At 62.7% G+C, this 17233-nt stretch carries 19 protein-coding genes; 7 read left to right on the top strand and 12 right to left on the bottom strand.

Annotated features, from left to right (window positions below; all coding sequences use genetic code 11):
• Positions 1-188 precede the first annotated feature (188 nt).
• Both G5C33_RS09635 and G5C33_RS09640 read right to left on the bottom strand, forming a co-directional pair.
• Positions 189-392, bottom strand: a complete 204-nt coding sequence (locus tag G5C33_RS09635; RefSeq protein WP_165327012.1) for a hypothetical protein — start codon at positions 390-392, stop codon at positions 189-191.
• Between the two features lie 211 nt (positions 393-603).
• Complete coding sequence (locus G5C33_RS09640; RefSeq protein ID WP_165327013.1) at positions 604-1995, bottom strand: M20/M25/M40 family metallo-hydrolase; 1392 nt, start codon at positions 1993-1995, stop codon at positions 604-606.
• A 139-nt stretch (positions 1996-2134) separates the two neighbouring features.
• On the opposite strand from G5C33_RS09640, the gene ettA reads away from it, so the two are divergent.
• From ettA to G5C33_RS09660, 4 genes are all read left to right on the top strand, one after another.
• Positions 2135-3814 carry an energy-dependent translational throttle protein EttA gene (ettA, locus tag G5C33_RS09645; protein WP_165327014.1) on the top strand — a complete coding sequence of 560 codons (1680 nt, stop codon included), beginning with the start codon at positions 2135-2137 and terminating at the stop codon, positions 3812-3814.
• 101 nt (positions 3815-3915) lie between these two features.
• Positions 3916-4059 carry a lmo0937 family membrane protein gene (locus G5C33_RS09650; protein ID WP_165327015.1) on the top strand — a complete coding sequence of 48 codons (144 nt, stop codon included), beginning with the start codon at positions 3916-3918 and terminating at the stop codon, positions 4057-4059.
• A 325-nt stretch (positions 4060-4384) separates the two neighbouring features.
• Complete coding sequence (locus G5C33_RS09655) at positions 4385-5305, top strand: hypothetical protein (protein ID WP_165327016.1); 921 nt, start codon at positions 4385-4387, stop codon at positions 5303-5305.
• 343 nt (positions 5306-5648) lie between these two features.
• The gene (locus tag G5C33_RS09660) at positions 5649-6473 is read left to right on the top strand and encodes a DUF3108 domain-containing protein (RefSeq protein WP_165327017.1); all 825 of its coding nucleotides are present in this window, start codon (positions 5649-5651) and stop codon (positions 6471-6473) included.
• On the opposite strand, the gene G5C33_RS09665 is transcribed toward G5C33_RS09660, so the two are convergent.
• The 8 genes from G5C33_RS09665 to G5C33_RS09700 form a co-directional block, all read right to left on the bottom strand.
• A complete protein-coding gene (locus tag G5C33_RS09665; RefSeq protein WP_165327018.1) occupies positions 6470-6844 on the bottom strand; it encodes a gamma-glutamylcyclotransferase family protein in 375 nt (124 codons plus the stop codon). The genes G5C33_RS09660 and G5C33_RS09665 overlap by 4 nt on opposite strands.
• 9 nt (positions 6845-6853) lie before the next feature.
• Positions 6854-8365 (bottom strand): sodium/proline symporter PutP, encoded by a 1512-nt coding sequence (putP, locus tag G5C33_RS09670; RefSeq protein ID WP_165327019.1) that lies wholly within the window; start codon positions 8363-8365, stop codon positions 6854-6856.
• A 95-nt stretch (positions 8366-8460) separates the two neighbouring features.
• On the bottom strand, positions 8461-8736 hold the full coding sequence (locus tag G5C33_RS09675) for an acylphosphatase (RefSeq protein WP_165327020.1): 276 nt from the start codon (positions 8734-8736) through the stop codon (positions 8461-8463).
• A gap of 1 nt (position 8737) precedes the next feature.
• Complete coding sequence (locus G5C33_RS09680) at positions 8738-9466, bottom strand: NYN domain-containing protein (RefSeq protein WP_165328801.1); 729 nt, start codon at positions 9464-9466, stop codon at positions 8738-8740.
• A gap of 96 nt (positions 9467-9562) precedes the next feature.
• A complete protein-coding gene (locus tag G5C33_RS09685; RefSeq protein WP_165327021.1) occupies positions 9563-9799 on the bottom strand; it encodes a hypothetical protein in 237 nt (78 codons plus the stop codon).
• Positions 9800-9852: 53 nt separating this feature from the next.
• Entirely contained in the window at positions 9853-10128 is a 276-nt protein-coding gene (locus G5C33_RS09690) for an acylphosphatase (protein ID WP_165327022.1), read from the bottom strand.
• Between the two features lie 133 nt (positions 10129-10261).
• The gene (greB, locus tag G5C33_RS09695) at positions 10262-10744 is read right to left on the bottom strand and encodes a transcription elongation factor GreB (RefSeq protein WP_165327023.1); all 483 of its coding nucleotides are present in this window, start codon (positions 10742-10744) and stop codon (positions 10262-10264) included.
• A gap of 15 nt (positions 10745-10759) precedes the next feature.
• Entirely contained in the window at positions 10760-12769 is a 2010-nt protein-coding gene (locus G5C33_RS09700; RefSeq protein ID WP_165327024.1) for a lytic transglycosylase domain-containing protein, read from the bottom strand.
• A gap of 69 nt (positions 12770-12838) precedes the next feature.
• On the opposite strand from G5C33_RS09700, the gene dapA reads away from it, so the two are divergent.
• Complete coding sequence (gene dapA / locus G5C33_RS09705) at positions 12839-13720, top strand: 4-hydroxy-tetrahydrodipicolinate synthase (protein WP_165327025.1); 882 nt, start codon at positions 12839-12841, stop codon at positions 13718-13720.
• Here dapA and G5C33_RS09710 read toward each other — a convergent pair.
• Positions 13717-14160: a YrhK family protein gene (locus G5C33_RS09710; RefSeq protein ID WP_165327026.1), complete on the bottom strand. Its 444-nt coding sequence runs from the start codon at positions 14158-14160 to the stop codon at positions 13717-13719. The two genes, dapA and G5C33_RS09710, sit on opposite strands and share 4 nt — an antisense overlap.
• Positions 14120-14356, bottom strand: a complete 237-nt coding sequence (locus G5C33_RS09715; RefSeq protein WP_206518539.1) for a YrhK family protein — start codon at positions 14354-14356, stop codon at positions 14120-14122. Before G5C33_RS09715 ends, G5C33_RS09710 begins: the two co-directional genes overlap by 41 nt.
• A 121-nt stretch (positions 14357-14477) precedes the next feature.
• On the opposite strand from G5C33_RS09715, the gene smpB reads away from it, so the two are divergent.
• Entirely contained in the window at positions 14478-14957 is a 480-nt protein-coding gene (gene smpB / locus G5C33_RS09720; protein WP_165327028.1) for an SsrA-binding protein SmpB, read from the top strand.
• Positions 14958-15127: 170 nt separating this feature from the next.
• Entirely contained in the window at positions 15128-17155 is a 2028-nt protein-coding gene (locus tag G5C33_RS09725; protein ID WP_165328802.1) for a M13 family metallopeptidase, read from the top strand.
• Positions 17156-17233 lie beyond the last annotated feature (78 nt).

Below are 17233 nucleotides of genomic sequence, written 5' to 3' on the forward strand. Positions count from 1 at the left end.
GGGGCGCCTTCTTGCGTTCCGGGCGACTTCGGCGAGGTCGAAGTCCATCCGGGCACGTTCGACCAGCCCGATCGGTTCGCTCCCGGCTTCCCGCGCAAAGCGCCCCAAAAGCAGAAGGGCGCCCTCCGCGATGCGGAGAGCGCCCTTCGCTATCTCGTTCCCGATCCCTTGCGGGTTCGGGCAGCCGATTACATGGCGTTCATGTCGGTGACGTTCATGTCGGTCATGTTGCCGAGTTCTTCGTCCATCATGTTCGCTTCGTTCGTGTAGATCTCGGCGTTCGCGTCGAAGCTGTTCATCGTATCTTCGACGGTGGTGTTTTCCGCAGCCGGCTGGCACGCGCCAAGCATCATCAGGCCGGCGGCAGCAGCGACAGTGAGGACCTTCTTCATCTCGGTTGCTCCCATTTGTAATTCATAATTCGCACCCGGCCCGAATGCCGTCGCGAAGCTTGCCCAATAGCGTGCACTGCGGTCGCGTCAATCGCAAATTCATCTTTCCGAAAGCTTCTAGCGCGGTTTTCTGCCGATTCTCATCATTTCGCGTTGCACCAGAACGGTTCGATCGGGTTCCGGCGCGCCGGTCGGTCGTTGCGCTGGCGAATCACTCCGCATGGGTCACGGGGCCGATCTCCTCCGGTGCGTTGGCAACCACCGCGAGCATCGCGGTCCATGCCGCCACATTCTGGCGAAGTTGCTCTGGATCAACCTTGTCGAGCGTATCGTCGGGCGTGTGGTGCAGGTCGAAATAGCGCGTCCCGTCCTGATGCAGGTCGATCACCGCTACGCCGTTGCGTGCGAACATGCCGACATCGGCGCCGCCATGCGCGCTGCCCTGGGCGCCGACCACGCCGATCGGAGCCAGCGCGGCGGCAACACGCGCGCCGACCGGCTCGGCGCTTTCGGGAAGCACGCTGGTGACTTTCCACACGCGGTCGGCGCCGAAATCGGATTCGCTTACCAGCACGATTTTCTCGCCCTTGTGCGCTTCGTAATAGGCGTCGCCGCCGAACACGCCGACTTCCTCTGCGCCCGCGAAGAGGATGCGGATCGTGCGGCGCGGCTGGCCGGCATCCATGATGTGCTTGGCGGCGGCGGCGATGATGCCGCAGCCCGCGCCGTCGTCGATCGCGCCGGTGCCCAGATCCCAGCTGTCGAGATGGCAGGCAATCAGCACGATACCGGCCTCGGGGTCGCTGCCGGGCACTTCGGCGACGACATTGCCCGATTCATGCATGCCGGTCTGGCGCGGCGTGAGGGTGAGCGTCATCCGCACCGGCTGTCCGCGCTCGAACACGCGCTCGAGCTGTTCGGCATCGGGGACCGACAGCGCGGCGGCGGGGATCGGCTCCACGCCCTGCGCGAAATTGGTGCCTCCGGTGTGCGGCGTGCGGTGATTGTCGGTGCCGATCGACTTGATCACCATCGCCACCGCGCCCTTTTGCGACGCGAAGCTGGGGCCGACGAAGCGCGCGGCGCCGTAATTGCCGTATCCCGATCCGTCCTGCGTCGGCTGCATGTCGTGGCTGACGAAGACGATCTTGCCTTCGATCGCATCGGCGGGCGCCGCCATCATTTCGGCGAAGCTGGCGAAATAGACGACTTCGGCCTCGATCCCCTCGGGCGGCGTCGCGGCGGAATTGCCGAGCGCGGTCAGCGTAAGCGGCTGGGGGAAGGGAGTGGTGATCGCGCCATGTTCCTCGCCGCGCACCCAGACCGGCATGTCATAGGTTTCGATGCCGACATTCGAAAAACCCATTTCGGTAAGCTTCGCCACGGCCCAGTCGCGCGCGCGCGCCTCCGCTTCGGTGCCGGCGAGCCGCGGGCCGATCTCGGTCGTCAGTCCCTCGGTGATGTCCCATGCATATTCGTCCTGCATCGCCGCGTCGCGAAGCGCCGAAACCTCGGCGTCGGGCACGGTCGGCATGCTCTGTGCCGAAGCGGTTACGGGAAGGGCGATGGCGGCTGCGGCCGCGAGCAGAAGATGCCTTGTCATGCGCAATTGCTAACCAAGCGAAGGGGGCTTGCCAATATGCCGCGCGGCAACGATCTCCGGCGCGTTGCACAAGATACCCCGTGCCGCTACATGGCCGCAGACTTTCCAGCACTTGCATATCCGAACGGAGAACGCCCCCGTGTCCGCCCAATACGCCTTCGTCATGAAGGACATGACCAAGACCTTCCCCGGCGCGCCGAAACCCGTGCTCGCCAACATCAACCTGCAATTCTATCAGGGCGCCAAGATCGGCATCGTCGGCCCCAATGGCGCGGGTAAATCCACGCTGATGAAGATCATGGCGGGCATCGACACCGAATTTTCGGGCGAGGCATGGCCGGGCGAGAACATCACCGTCGGCTATCTGCCGCAGGAGCCGCATCTCGATCCCGACAAGACGGTGCTCGAAAACGTCAAGGACGGCGCGCGCGAGACCGCCGACATGGTCGAGCGGTTCAACGCCATCTCGGCCGAAATGGGCGATCCCCAGGACGATACCGATTTCGACGCGCTGATGGAGGAAATGGGCGTCCTTCAGGAAAAGATCGACGCGGTCGACGGCTGGACGCTCGACAACCAGCTCGAAATCGCGATGGAAGCCTTGCGCTGTCCGCCGGGCGACTGGACGGTCGAAAGCCTGTCGGGCGGTGAAAAGCGCCGCGTCGCGCTCACGCGGCTGCTGATCCAGAAGCCGTCGATCCTGCTGCTCGACGAACCGACCAACCATCTCGACGCCGAAAGCGTCGAATGGCTCGAAAACCACCTCAAGGAATATGCGGGCGCGGTGCTGATGATCACCCACGATCGCTACTTCCTCGACAATGTAGTCGACTGGATACTCGAGCTCGATCGCGGAAAGTATTTCCCGTACGAAGGCAATTACTCGACCTATCTCGAAAAGAAGGCCAAGCGCCTCGAACAGGAATCGCGCGAGGAATCGGGCCGCCAGAAGGCGATCAAGGACGAGCTCGAATGGATTCGTCAGGGCGCCAAGGGCCGCCAGACCAAGTCCAAGGCGCGTATCGCCAAGTTCGAACAGCTGCAGGATGCGCAGAAGGATCGCGCGCCCGGCAAGGCATCGATCGTCATCCAGGTGCCCGAGCGTCTGGGCGGCAAGGTGATCGAGGCCAAGAACATCTCGAAAGCCTATGGCGACAAGCTGCTGTTCGAGGACCTGTCCTTCATGCTGCCCCCGGGCGGCATCGTCGGCGTGATCGGGCCCAACGGCGCGGGCAAGTCGACGCTGTTCCGCATCATCACCGGCCAGGAAACGCCCGACAGCGGCGAAATCGACATCGGTCCGACCGTGCATCTCGGCTATGTCGACCAGAGCCGCGACGATCTCGATCCCAAGCACAATGTCTGGGAGGAAATCTCGGACGGGCTCGATTATGTGAAGGTCAACGGCCACGACATGTCGACGCGTGCTTACGTGGGCGCGTTCAACTTCAAGGGGCAGGACCAGCAGAAGAATGTCGGCAAGCTCTCCGGCGGTGAACGCAATCGCGTCCACATGGCCAAGATGCTCAAAAAGGGCGGCAACGTCCTGCTGCTCGACGAACCGACCAACGATCTCGACGTCGAAACGCTGGGTGCGCTGGAAGAAGCCATCGAGAATTTCGCGGGTTGCGCCGTGGTGATCAGCCATGACCGCTTCTTCCTCGATCGTCTCGCCACCCACATCCTCGCCTTCGAAGGCGACAGCCATGTCGAATGGTTCGAAGGCAATTTCGAAGCCTATGAGGAAGACAAGCGCCGCCGCCTCGGCGACGCCGCTGACCGCCCGACGCGGCTGGCGTACAAGAAGCTGACGCGCTGATCGGCACGCGGGCGGATTCGTTCCGCCCGCGCACCGGCGGAACGAAAGCGGCCGTCACTCATTGTGCCCCTGTAACTTTTGGAACAGGGGAGTGTGCCGTAATGCTTTGGACTATCATCGTAATTTTGCTGGTGCTGTGGCTGCTCGGCCTGCTGGGCAGCGTCGGCGGGTCGCTGATCCACTTGCTGCTCGTGGTGGCGGTGATCGTCCTCGTCCTGCAGCTGGTGCGCGGCCGCAGGCTGTAGGCGGCGCGGTCGGCCGCTTTGCGCGGCCGGCGAACGGGAAGATCGCGCGCGGAGGCTCAGGGCCAGCGCAAAAAGGTGAAAGGCGGCAGGTCACCCTGCCGCCTTTTGTTTGTTGCAAGGGCGGCATTCGGGCGCTTGGGGCGCGTCGCGGACTACACGCCCCGTTCGCGGTCGGGTCCTCGGGAATCGCGCTGACGCATGCGGTTCACCCATTGTGAATTACGCCCCGAATCGGGTCGGATTACTTCGGAGTCGAGGGATTGTTCTTCTTGACACAACTCCCAAAGCCATAGTGTAACTTCGATGTGCCGAGCCGGGGGGCGGGATGAGCGACGACGTTGAACTGGTATCTGCGGATGCTCCATCGCCCGTTGTTCGTTTTTTAGATACTGTCTGGCGATCTGGACTGAGCCTGTTTCGGTTTGTATTTGGGTATGTTACTTTTGTTGCGGCAGTAATTTCTGCAATAACGCTGATAACAAAGAGAAAAATTCTGGAAGCGGTTCTGGATTTTTTGTCTGATATCACCGCGATTGAGGAAATTATATCTTCGGCTCGCGCTATCGCTTCCTTTTGGAACGCAAATGTAATTTATCCCGTCCATTTTTGGATTGTCGATCGGTTCGCGCTGGATCTCCCGGTTTGGGTGGTGGAGTTGAGCTCGCTGGTGCTTTTTTCGCTGGGGCCGACGCTTCGCTTTTATTGGTCGGTGCGCACGGAAAAACGGAACATATTCGTCCGGCGTGCGGCATATGAGAGTCTTCGATCGATAATTGAAACGCAGAAGCAGCAGGCCAATTCCCTGAAGAAGGCGCTGGAACAGCGAAATTCAGGCAAGTTGAATGCTCTTGGAAAGATGTTGGCCGGGGCGACGATGGGTGGTCTCGCGGCTCTTACCGGGGATACCAGGTCCATTACGCATTCGCTGGCGATGATTACAAAGGCATACGAGTTCATTGCATCTGGCGCGAAAAATTGGCAGCAGATTGAAAATAGAATTGATTATATAAAACGTTCTACCGCTGAACTTGAAAAAGCCGCTGAAGAAATCGGTGAGAAAGACGGGGGATTGTTGAAAGACCTTTCCGGCGTCAGGGACGAGCTGGCATCACGAGAAATTCGTTCGTATGTGCGACGCAAGATGCGTATTTCGCGCATAATCTCGCATATCAGTATTGGCCTGGCGCTCTCGGTCTGGCTAGCCTACGTTGTCGACTGGGTTGTTTTTCGGGCTGTCGCCGTCTGAAACAGATGCCGGCTGCGACACTGGGGATGGCAAGCCGAGCGTATGCGGCCTCGCTCCCATGACCCTATGATGATTTGCGACCCGCGTCCGTCCTCGTAAATTCCCCTGTCCTACACACCTCGATCTACGCTACCCCTCGCTAGAATCGCGGCCCTCGCGCCCGCGCGTGCGCGTGCCTGCGCGCGGGTTAGGTCAGGACCCGGTGCGAACTTTGCACGCAAATGCGTGGTTTTTGCTGGCGGACCTGTTGGATCGAGGCGGGCTTGCGTATTAGGTGTGTAATACACATAGTGTCGCCACAACGCCGCTCGCTTCGCGGTCCGTATGGAGATAGGCTCGCTTCATGATTTCGATTCTGCTCGCGCTTGCCGCGCCGCTCGCCGCCGATCCCGTGACGCCCGTGATCGACGGGACGCATCTTCAGGAAGGACAGATGTGCTGGGCGCTGACGCATAATGATGCGCCGCTGGGTGCGATGTTCCAGAAGATCGTCGCGCTCGAAATGGATGGCGAGCCGGCCTGGGATATCGTGACGCATCAGCGGCTGCAGGGCGGCGTGTTCGACCTGCGCGACCATGTCGTCGTGCGCCGGTCCGATCTGACGCCGATGGCGTTCGACAGCATCGATGCGGTCAAGGCGCGGGTTTCGGGGCAGCTCCACATGATCCGTCTGCGCTATCGCGCGGGCAGCGTCGACGGGTTCAAGCTCGCCAAGGGCGAAACCAGCCCGATCCATGCAGAGGTTCCCGATCCGGTGTGGGACGGCAATCTCTGGGGTATCCCGTTCGGCGCGATCGTCGATATCGAGGAAGGCGCCAGCTATCGCATGCCGATCTATCAATATGACGACGGGGTGGGGCAGTTCTTCCTCGACGTCACCGGATCGGAAACGGTCGAAACGCCCGAGGGGCCGATCGATGTCTGGCTGATCGATGCGGGTACGTCGGAGGACCGGCGCACCACCTATCTGATCGCCAAGGAAGACGGCCGCGAAATCGGCACGCGCGCGCCGGGGGGCTATGGCTCGATGCTCGGCGGCGATTGTTCAGGATTCGAAGGCTATGCGGCGCCGGCCGAGGACGATGCGGCGCCTTCGGCGGCGGAGCCGGAACCGGACGCCGCGACTGGTGCGGAGGCGGCGCGGGACGCCGCGGCCGCGGAGGACTAACGCGCAGCCGGCCAGACGCCCGCAGGCATTGCGCGCGCATGCCGTGGCAGCGCGCGATAGTGATAGGCCCAGCAGGCGGTACCGTTTCGCGTCGTGACGCGGCGGCGCAGATATTCGGATCGCTCGGGATGCCGCGGGTCATATCCCTCCAGCGCATCCAGATCGGCGATCAGCCCGGGGTCGACTGCCTCGAACAGCTCGCCGCGGATGGTGCCGGGTGGGCCGAGCAGCGCGGCGGGATAGGGGCCCAGGTCGAACAGTCGTCCCGCAACGCGATCGGTGCCCAGGAAACGCGCGCGCCGGGCAATGCCCAGCGCGCGCCAGTTGCCGCCGCCGCGCTGGAGCGTTCCGTAGAAGAAGAAACGCTCCATATGCGGCGGTTATTCGGCGTGGAGCGGCTCGTCGAGCGGCTGTTTCCGCTCGGGCGCCTTGCCCAGCAGGCTGACGATGACGATCGCCGCCATCGCCGCGGCAAAGCCGGGGATGATCTCGTAAATGCCTTCGCCGCCAAGGAAACTGGAGTTCCATTCATTGACGATCCAGATGATCACAACCGCCGCACCCGTGACGAGACCCGCTACGGCGCCCGCGCCGGTCATCCGCTTCCACATCAGCGACATCAGGATCAACGGCCCGAACGCCGCGCCGAATCCGGCCCAGGCATTGGAGACGAGCTGGAGCACTTCGCTTTCGGGGTCGAGCGCGATCACGCCCGATACGACCGCGACGATCAGCACGCAGATACGGCCGACATTCACCATCTCGCGCTCGCTTGCTTCCTTGCGGAAGAAGAGGCGATAGAAATCCTCGGTCAGCGAGCTGGAAGCGACCAGCAGCTGCGAGGAGATGGTGCTCATGATCGCCGCGAGCAGCGCTGCGAGCAGGAATCCGGTGATCAGCGGGTGGAACAAGAGGTCCGCAAGCATGATGAAGATCGTTTCGGGGTCTTCCATCGGAATGCCGTTGCGCTCGATGAAGGCGCGGCCGGCGATGCCGACGCCGATCGAGCCGATCAGCGCGACGCCCATCCAGCTCATGCCGATATTGCGGGCGGTCGCGACCTGCTTGACCGAGTTGATCGCCATGAAGCGGACGATGATGTGCGGCTGGCCGAAATAGCCCAGCCCCCATGTCACTGCCGACAGGAAGCCGATGAATGTCAGTCCCGCGGTGAGATTGAGAAAGGTCGGGTCGATGGCGCGCAGCGCGTTGGTCATCGGGCCGATGCCGCCTTCGCCCATCGTCGCGACGATGGGCATCAGGATCAGTGCGACGACCATGATGCAGCCCTGCACGAAGTCAGTCAGGCTGACTGCCAGAAAGCCGCCGATCATCGTGTAGGCAAGGACGACGCCGGCCGTGATCCAGATGCCGAAGGTATAGTCGGTCGCGCCCATGCTCTGGGGCAGGGTGCCGAACAGGCCGGCGAAGCTTGTTTCGAACAGCTTGCCGCCGCCGACCAGGCCCGCGGCGGTGTAGACGGAGAAGAAGACGACGATGATCACCGCCGAAATCACACGCAGCGGGATCGCCTGTGTCGGGAAACGGCGCGAGAGGAATTCGGGGATGGTCAGGCTGTCGTCCAGTTCCTCGGTCTGCTGCCGCAGCCGCGGCGCGACGAGGATCCAGTTGGCGAAGGCGCCGACGAACAGGCCGATGCCGATCCATGCCTCAACCAGGCCGGTGACATAAAGCGCGCCGGGAAGCCCGAGCAGCAGCCAGCCGGACATGTCCGAAGCACCGGCCGAAAGCGCGGCGACGGCCGGGGGAAGCTGACGACCCCCGAGGAGATATCCTTCGCTGTCGTCGGTCGATTTGAGCCAGGCATAAACGCCGATGCCCAGCATCGCGATGAAATACACCGCAAGGCTGATGATGGTTCCTGTCTGCATGGCGGGGGACGTATAGCGCTTCGTCCCGAAAGTCACCCCGATCGCGGGAAAAACCCATTACATTGCTCGGAGATCACTGTCTGTGACGCAATATTTCATGCGGTCGCGGCTCTTTCGAAGGATGTGAAATCCTGCGGTTCGGCAGGCGAGACATCGAGTTTGTCGACCCGCGCCGCCTCGGAACCTTCGCGGCATTTTTCCAGAAGCCGATTCATCGCATTCTCGTCGCCCTGCGCAACGACTTCGACGCGTCCGTCGGAAAGGTTGCGCACCCATCCGGTGAGGCCGAGCGCCCGTGCGGTCTCCACGGTCCAGTCGCGAAAGAAAACGCCCTGCACGCGGCCCGAAACGAAGACGTGGCGCGCGATCATGTCAGCGCACGCGCTTCACATAGACGCGACCGCCTTCGCGGCGTTCAGTCTGGAAATTGGGGATCGTTTCGATCAGGTCGGACAGGCGGCTATAGCCGTAGTTGCGCGTGTCGAAGCTCGACCGGTTGCCCGCGCGCTGGCCGACATCGGAAAGCTCGGCGAAACCGCGTTCGTCGCGCTTGGCGCTGTTATACGCATCGACCAGCAGCTTGAGCAGATCCTTGTCGAGCGGTGCGGGCTCGCTTGCGGCGGCATCGGGCTGCGGCGGCTGGCCCGACTTGATCAGCGCATCGACATCGATGAAGCGCGTACATGCCTGGCGAAAGCCGTCGGGCGTGCGCGGCGTGCCGAAGCCGTAAACGGGCAGGCCCTCCTGCCGGATGCGCATCGCCAGCGGCATGAAATCGCTGTCCGAGGAAAGAATGCCGAACCCGGTCACGCGGCCGCGAAAGAGCAGGTCCATCGCGTCGATCGTCATCCGCATGTCGGTGGCGTTCTTGCCCTTGGTGATGTCGAATTGTTGATAGGGCTCGATGCCGTGTTTCAGCGTCATGTCGGCCCAGCCCTTGAGCGATTGCTTGCGCCAATTGCCATAGACGCGGCGGATATTGACCGTACCGAGTTCGGCAAGGACGGTCAGCACCGGGTCGATCGAGGCGGGGGAGGCGTTGTCGGCGTCGATCAGCAGCGCGACATTGCCTTCGGGTGGTCCGTTGGGATTGGTTTGCATGGAAGCGATGTAGGGACGCGGCTCCGGGAAGCCAAAGGGCAGACGCATGAAAAACGCCCCCGCGCAGACGGCGCGGGGGCGAAAGGAAGCGGCTGGTCAGCCGCCGGGTCGTTGCTTGGGATAGCGTTCGCCGTTCGCGATCTCGTCTTCCTTGGTCACGCGGGTATGCGTGTCGGGCTTGTCGACGCGCGACATTTCGTCCTGCGTTCCGACGTCGCGTTGGATGTTGCCGCCTTCGCGACCCGGTTCGCCGCCGGCAATCGTGTTGTCCTCGGCGCGATCGATCAGTTCGCTGTCGTCATGGTCTTTGGCGGTCTGCGTGCGGTCCTTCATGGTCGATCTCCTTTCAGAAAGACCAATGGTCGGCCCCCGGCACGCGTTCCGTATTACGCGGTGAGCCGTTTGGTGAAGCCTTTGACTTTGGGCGCTTCCATTGCGGTCGCCTCTACTCGCGCGACATCGGCCATGACGGGGCCGGTGCGACAGTCATCGGTAAAGGCATCAATCGCGCTGTCGTCGCCGACCGCGACGATCTCAACGCGGCCGTCGGCCATGTTCCGTACCCAGCCGGTGATGTTCCATTCCCTGGCGGTGCGAACCGCCCAGTCGCGATATCCGACGCGCTGCACGCGTCCCTCGATCAACAAACGACGCGAACCCATGATCCCCATTTCCACGCTACGCATACAAGGACACGAACCTTGTGCCCGGCGCGTATGTAGCCGCGCGGAGTCCCGCCGCGAAGCCCGCTCCGCCGCACAGGCGCAACATGCTGGCGCAAGCTGTCGATGCAGATCAGCCGGGATAGGAGATTTCGAGGATTTCGTACTCGCGCTCCCCGCCCGGGAGCACTACGCGGCGCAAGTCGCCGATCCCGGCGCCGCGCAGCGCGCGGGCGAGCGGAGCGTTCCAGCCCACCTTGCCCGACCCGGCATCGGCCTCGTCGTCGCCGACGATTGTGAGCGTGCGCTGATTGTCGTCCTCGTCGGCGATCAGCACGGTCGCTCCGAAAAAGACGCGCGCCCTGTCGGGCTGGTTGGCGGGGTCGATCACCTTGGCCGCCTTCATCCGGCGCGAAAGCCAGCCGAGCCGGCGGTCGATTTCGCGCAGCCGCTTGCGACCATAGATATAGTCGCCGTTTTCGGATCGATCGCCGTTGCCCGCGGCCCAGGCGATCGTCTCGACCAGCTTGGGCCGCTCCTCGGCGAACAGCGCGTCATATTCGGCCTTGAGCGCCGAATAGCCCGCCGGGGTGATGTAGTTGGGCGATGCGGACATGGCCGTTATCGGAAATCAGCCCGGATCGCGTTTGCCGAGATACCAGGACAGGCGATGATCTCCCTGCGAGCGGGCATGTTCGGGGTTCATCAAGTCATACACCACGGCGTTTTCGAGCACGCGCTGGACATAGTTCTTGGTCTCGAAAATCGGGATTTCCTCGACCCATTTGACGATGTCGACCGAAGGCGTACGCGGATCGCCATTGGCACGTATCCAGCGATTCACGTTGCCGGGCCCGGCATTGTAAGCCGCGACCGCGAGCGGATAGCTGCCGCCATAATAGCTCAGCATCCGCTGGAAATAGCTCGATCCGAGCTGGATATTATATTCGGGATCGCGCGTGAGAGCCTCGCGCGAATAGGAAAGCCCCATCTTCCCGGCCTGCTCGCGCGCGGTGGCGGGCATCAGCTGCATCAGTCCGCGCGCGCCGGCATGGCTGATCGCGGCGCGGTCGAACTGGCTTTCCTGGCGCGAGATCGCGTGAATGATCGTCCAGTAATCCTGCTGCGCCACCGGGACCCGTACCGAGGGATAGCCCGCAGCGGTATAGTCCGAAAATCCGTTGCGCAGTGCCGAACGGCCCACCATCACCCCCAGATCCGGGCGGTCGATCGTCCGCGCCAGTTCGGCGGACAGCACATGCTCGGCATCGCTGTCGGCATCATTGGCGATCTGTCGCACGAACAGGCTCTGGTCTTCCCAGCTGTCGAGCGTGCCCAGCATCTGTGCGGCGCGCACGACTTCACGGTTGTAGAATTCAGTGCGGACCTCCGGCGGGATTTCCGCCACACCCATCGCGGCGGGTGCTTCGAGCGGCAATCCCATGCGTTCCTTGGCAAGCTGGCCGTAATAGAGGTCGGGATAGCCCGCCGCACGTTCATACCACGCCTTGGCGATTTCGGGTTGGCCGGCGGCCTCGGCGCCGCGTCCCGCCCAGTAAAAGCCCTTGGAGCGCGTTTGCGGGGTCCGCGATCCGCCGCCATAGCGCGCGAACATCTCCATCGCGTCGTTCGGGCGATTGAGCTGATAGAAGGCAGTGGTGCCGGCGAGCCACACCAGGCTGGTATAATCATCGCGCACGCCATAGGATTTCTCGCTGACATCGGTACCCGGCACGAAGGCGTCGTCGACCTGGCTCGCGATGGCATAGGCCTGTTGCCAGTTGCCGTCATTGGCGGCGCCGCGCGCGGCCAGCAGCAGCACTTCATACCATTCTTCGACATCGCCAGGCAGCGCGGTCAGCCGATGCGGCTCGGCGAGATAGGAACGCATCGCCGCGCTCTGGCCGTTGTTGCGCAGCCACATAGCGCGATCGGCCATGAAGCCCGGGTCGCGGCGTTGCGCTGCGGTCACGGCACCGGCCAGTTCGGCGACATTTTCGGCATCGGTGCGGAACGCCAACCGCGCGGCGAACAGGGCGCGCTTTTCGGGGGAAACGAGATTGGAAAGCCGTGCGGCGGCACTGGTCGCGCCGTTCCACAACAGCATGTCCATCCGCGCGTCGTGATCCTCGAACCGCAAGGCCGGGGCGAAGCGCGCCAGCAACGCGCTCTCATCCGTCTCGCGCAAGCTGCCGGTACGCCATGCAAGTCGCGCCTGTTCGTTGGCGCGTTCGACCTCGCCGGAAACCGCCAGCGCTTCGGCGAAGCGAAGATGGCCGGCCGCAGTCAGAGGCGCGAAGTGCTCGAAGAAGCGAACGGTGAGACCCGGATTGGCGGCGCCCGACTCGAGCACTGTCTCGGCGGCAGCGCGGCGGCTGGTCTCGCCCGGCCAGCCCGGATGGAGGAGCAGAAAGCCGGCATATTCGGCGAACGGATAATCGTCCGATTGCTGCAGCCTTTTCCATTCTACGAGCGCATCGGCCAGGCTGTTCGACTGGATATAGGCAGGCGCTTCGCCCGGCACGCCGCTTTCGAGCTGCGCGCGATACCAATGGACCTGCTCCTGGGTAAGCTGCGACGTCGCGGCAACCCCCGAAACACTCGCGACCAGAAGCGCGTTCTTGAGCAATGAAGCCAGCATGCTGGACATCATACGGAATCGCGGACTATCTGCCACCCCAGAATTTACCGGACGGGAGCAATTCGGAACGTGTTTTCAGGGTCGATACCAGCGCTGGTCACGCCGTTTCGCAACGGCTATTTCGCCGAAAGCGATTTTCGTGCGCTGGTCGATCGCCAGATAGAGCAGGGGTCCTCGGCGCTGGTGCCGTGCGGCACCACCGGCGAAGCTGCGACCATGTCCGCCGAAGAGCATTTTCACGTGGTCAAGGTCTGCGTCGAGCAGGCAAAGGGCCGCGTTCCGGTGATCGCGGGAGCGGGATCGAACGACACGGCAGTGGCAAGCGCCAATGTCCGCGCCGCAAAGGAGGCTGGCGCCGACGCCGCGCTGATGGTGCCGCCCTATTATAATCGCCCGAGCCAGGAAGGCATCTTCCGGCATTTCGAGGCTGTGGCGCAGTCGGCCGAAATCCCGATCGTGCTGTACAATGTCCCTGGGCGTACCGTCACCGATATTCAGCCCGTGACGATGGCACGGATCGTTACGGCGTTTCCCAAGGTCTTTGTCGGCGTGAAGGACGCAACCGGCATTCTTGGACGCGTCAGCGAACAGCGCGCCGGTTGCGGGCCGGATTTCTGCCAGTTGTCGGGCAATGACGAAACCGCGCTCGCGTTCAATGCGATGGGCGGCGTCGGCTGCATCTCGGTGACCGCCAATGTCGCGCCGAAGTTGTGCGCCGAGTTTCAGGCAGCCTGCGCGGCCGGCGATTATGCCAGGGCGCTGACATATCAGGACCGGCTCTATGCGCTGCACGTCGCGATGTTCACCGATGCGTCGCCGGGGCCGATCAAATATGCGATGTCGCGCGTGATCGACGGCTTCCCGGCCGAACTGCGCCTGCCGATGACCGAGCCGAGCGATGCGAGCAAGGCGGCGGTCGATGCCGCGCTGAAGGCGGCGGGCCTGCTCTAGCCCGCAGCGGCTCGCCTTCGCGCGGGGCGCTCCGTGCCGCCCTTGCCGGTATTTCGGCGCAGCCGCGATTCGGCGTCGTGCCGCGTTTCGCGCCGTTCTTCGCGTCGTTCATATATGGTCTTCAGCCCGCGGCCGATCGCGCCGATCAGCATCAGCGAGGAGCCGCCAATATACAGATAGCCGGCAAGAATCTTGTCGCTGATGAAACTGGGATGGGAAAGAACCGCGCCCGAAACGAACATCAAATTCCCCATCAGCCCGATCACGATATGCACATAGGGAAATTTGCGCGTCAGGGTTTCGAGCACCGGTACCTCCTTTGGATTGGGGGCTACCAACTCGGGAGCCGGTGCGAATATCCATCGGTCGTCAAAAGAAACGGACGGTTGCTCAACTCGTTTATCGACCGGCCTTCCTGCGTTTCTTTTCGCGGGTTTCATAAAGCGTCTTGATGCCGTTGCCGACGGCACCAAGCAGCATCAGCGCCGATCCGATGACGAACAGCCAGACCCCGATGGTCTTATATTCCTCGAACTGTTTGAAAAACAGGATCGAGCCGGCGAAAAACATGGCGTTCCCCAGCAGGCCCGATGTGATGTGGATATAGGGATATTCGCGCGTCAGCGTTTGCAGCATGGTTTCCCCTCGGATTCCGTTCATCCGCGTAACGAATGAGGCGGACAAGCTATCCCGGATGCCTCGACATCGGCCGTGGCGCTTTCATTTCGCACCGACTGTCCCTACATGCGCTCGCCTTATGGCCCGTCCACGTCCCCCTGCCGAAAAGTCGAAGACCGTCGCGGAGAATCGGCGCGCGCGCTTCGATTATTTCATCGTCGACAGCTATGAAGCCGGGATCGCGCTGCGCGGCACCGAAGTGAAGTCGCTGCGCTTCGGCGAAGGATCGATCGCCGAAAGCTATGCCGAAGTGAAGGACGGCGAGGTCTGGCTGGTCAATTCGAACATCCCCGAATTCAGCCACGGCAATCGCTTCAATCACGAGCCCAAGCGGCCGCGCAAGCTGCTGCTCCACGAACGCGAGATCAACAAGCTGCACGGCGCGGTGAACCGCGAGGGCATGACGCTGGTGCCGCTTTCCATCTATTTCAACGGTCGCGGCCGGGCCAAGGTCGAACTGGCGCTCGCCAAGGGCAAGAAGGCCCATGACAAGCGCGATACGATCAAGGAGCGCGACTGGAAGCGCGAACAGGGCAGGCTGCTGCGCGATCGGGGCTGAGCCCGGCGCGCCGATCGCACCGCCGCTGCGCAGGTGATGATGTATCCCATGCTTTGACGGCGCGTGCTGACCGGCTAATACGCCGCATCACTCGAATTCATGGAGTCCCCATGCGCTTTCCGCTTCTTTCCACCACCACTCTGATCGCGCCGATGCTGCTTGCCGGCTGTATGCAAGGCGAGACTCATCCGACGACGGTCTCCGAGCAGACCGAAACCGTGGGTGAGGCCGCCGTTGCTCCCGTCGATCCGGCAACCGCCCCCGGGCCGCAAATCGGCAGCTTCGGGTTCGATATCGCTGGCATGGATCGTTCGGTCGCGCCGGGCAATGATTTCTACAACTATGCCAACGGCACCTGGCTGGCGAACACGGAAATACCCGCCGACAAGTCGAACTACGGCATGTTCAGCGTGCTCGCCGATCTTTCGCGTGAGCGCACGCAGGAGATATTGCGCGAGGAGGCCGGAACCGGATCGAAGATCGGCACCGCTTACGCCAGCTATCTCGATCAGGACCATATCGATTCGCTCGGCCTCGCGCCGATCCAGCCCTGGCTCGATCAGATTGCGGGCCTGAGCTCGAAGGCCGGTTATGCCGCGCTCGCCGCCCAGGCTGATCGCAACGGCGTGGGCATTCCGTTCGGCACCTGGGTCGGGCAGGACGACAAGAATCCCGAGCAATATGCGCTCAACCTGCGCCAGTCGGGCCTCGGCATGCCCGATCGCGACTATTATCTTTCGGACGATCCCAAGCTGGCCGAGACCCGGGCCAAATATCTCGCGCATCTGACGAATGTGCTGACGCTTGCTGGTGAGGCCAATGCGGCCGAGCGCGCTCAGGCGATCGTCGATTTCGAAACCGGAATCGCGCAGGCCCACTGGACGCGGGTCGAAAGCCGCGACGCCGACAAGACCTATAACAAGATGACCGTCGCCGAACTGAGCGGCATGGCGCCTGGCTTCGATTTCGCGAGCTATTTCCAGGGAATCGGCGCCGATGTCGACAGCGTGATCGTTGCGCAGCCGAGCGCGGTGAAGGGGATTGCCGATCTGATCCGCACGACGCCGCTCGCCGTACTTAAGGACCAGCTGCTCGTGCGTTCGCTCGACGGTTTTGCCGACGTGCTGCCCAGCAGCTTCGACCAGGAGCACTTCGCCTTCTACGGCACGGCGCTTTCGGGTACGCCCGAACAGGAAGCGCGGTGGAAGCGCGCGGTCGATTTCACCACCGGCGCGTTGGCAGATGATGTCAGCCAGATCTACGTCGCCAGATACTTCCCGCCCGAAGCCAAGGCGGCGGCCGACGAACTGGTGCGCAACGTCATCGCCGCGATGGATCGCCGCATTGACGAGCTCGACTGGATGGCGCCCGAAACCAAGGCGAAGGCGCATGAAAAGCTCGCCGCCTTCACGCCAAAGATCGGCTATCCCGACCGCTGGCGCGACTATTCGGACCTCGACATCGTTTCGGGTGACGCGTTCGGCAACAATCTGCGCACCAACAATTGGGCGCATGACTATAATGTCGGCCATCTCGGCAAGCCGCTGCAGCGTTGGGAATGGGGCATGACGCCGATGACGGTGAATGCCTATGCCAATTTCGGCATGGTCGAAATCGTCTTCCCGGCAGCGATCCTGCAGCCGCCTTTCTTCGATCCGAACGCCGACCCTGCGGTCAATTATGGCGGCATCGGCGCGGTGATCGGCCATGAATTGAGCCATCATTTCGACGATCAGGGCGCCAAATACGACGCCGAAGGCCGTCTGACCCAATGGTGGACCGATGCCGACACCGAAGCGTTTAAGGCGCGGACGCAGGCGCTGGTCGCGCAATATGATCAGTATGAACCGCTTGAGGGCATGAACGTCCAGGGCGCTTTGACGCTCGGCGAGAATGTCGCCGACCTGGCCGGTCTCACGGTCGCCTATGACGCCTATCGCGCGTCTCTGGGGGGCGAGCCGGCGCCGGTACTTGACGGTTTCTCTGGCGACCAGCGCTTCTATCTCGGCTGGGCGCAGGTGTGGCGCCGCAACTATCGCGAGGCCAATCTGCGCCAGCGGCTGCTCACCGATCCGCACTCGCCCTCGCAGCAGCGCGCCTGGGTCGTGCGCAATCTCGATCCTTGGTATTCGGCCTTCGCGCCCGAGCCCTCGCAGAAGCTGTTCCTTACGCCGGAACAGCGCGTGAAGATCTGGTGATCGCGCCGGAATGAACTGGAAATGCCCGCCGGAGAGCGTTCCGGCGGGCATTTTGCTGTTTGAGGAACAGGCAGTTCA

Source organism: Sphingosinithalassobacter tenebrarum (genome assembly GCF_011057975.1).
Lineage (GTDB): Bacteria > Pseudomonadota > Alphaproteobacteria > Sphingomonadales > Sphingomonadaceae > Sphingomonas > Sphingomonas tenebrarum.

Coding starts and splice junctions, on each gene's coding strand:
- G5C33_RS09635 (WP_165327012.1), bottom strand. CDS start 392: ATGAAGAAGGTCCTCACTGTCGCTGCTGCCGCCGGCCTGATGATGCTT.
- G5C33_RS09640 (WP_165327013.1), bottom strand. CDS start 1,995: ATGACAAGGCATCTTCTGCTCGCGGCCGCAGCCGCCATCGCCCTTCCC.
- G5C33_RS09650 (WP_165327015.1), top strand. CDS start 3,916: ATGCTTTGGACTATCATCGTAATTTTGCTGGTGCTGTGGCTGCTCGGC.
- G5C33_RS09655 (WP_165327016.1), top strand. CDS start 4,385: ATGAGCGACGACGTTGAACTGGTATCTGCGGATGCTCCATCGCCCGTT.
- G5C33_RS09660 (WP_165327017.1), top strand. CDS start 5,649: ATGATTTCGATTCTGCTCGCGCTTGCCGCGCCGCTCGCCGCCGATCCC.
- G5C33_RS09665 (WP_165327018.1), bottom strand. CDS start 6,844: ATGGAGCGTTTCTTCTTCTACGGAACGCTCCAGCGCGGCGGCGGCAAC.
- putP (WP_165327019.1), bottom strand. CDS start 8,365: ATGCAGACAGGAACCATCATCAGCCTTGCGGTGTATTTCATCGCGATG.
- G5C33_RS09675 (WP_165327020.1), bottom strand. CDS start 8,736: ATGATCGCGCGCCACGTCTTCGTTTCGGGCCGCGTGCAGGGCGTTTTC.
- G5C33_RS09680 (WP_165328801.1), bottom strand. CDS start 9,466: ATGCAAACCAATCCCAACGGACCACCCGAAGGCAATGTCGCGCTGCTG.
- G5C33_RS09685 (WP_165327021.1), bottom strand. CDS start 9,799: ATGAAGGACCGCACGCAGACCGCCAAAGACCATGACGACAGCGAACTG.
- G5C33_RS09690 (WP_165327022.1), bottom strand. CDS start 10,128: ATGGGTTCGCGTCGTTTGTTGATCGAGGGACGCGTGCAGCGCGTCGGA.
- greB (WP_165327023.1), bottom strand. CDS start 10,744: ATGTCCGCATCGCCCAACTACATCACCCCGGCGGGCTATTCGGCGCTC.
- G5C33_RS09700 (WP_165327024.1), bottom strand. CDS start 12,769: ATGCTGGCTTCATTGCTCAAGAACGCGCTTCTGGTCGCGAGTGTTTCG.
- G5C33_RS09710 (WP_165327026.1), bottom strand. CDS start 14,160: ATGAAACCCGCGAAAAGAAACGCAGGAAGGCCGGTCGATAAACGAGTT.
- G5C33_RS09715 (WP_206518539.1), bottom strand. CDS start 14,356: ATGCTGCAAACGCTGACGCGCGAATATCCCTATATCCACATCACATCG.
- smpB (WP_165327028.1), top strand. CDS start 14,478: ATGGCCCGTCCACGTCCCCCTGCCGAAAAGTCGAAGACCGTCGCGGAG.
- G5C33_RS09725 (WP_165328802.1), top strand. CDS start 15,128: ATGCAAGGCGAGACTCATCCGACGACGGTCTCCGAGCAGACCGAAACC.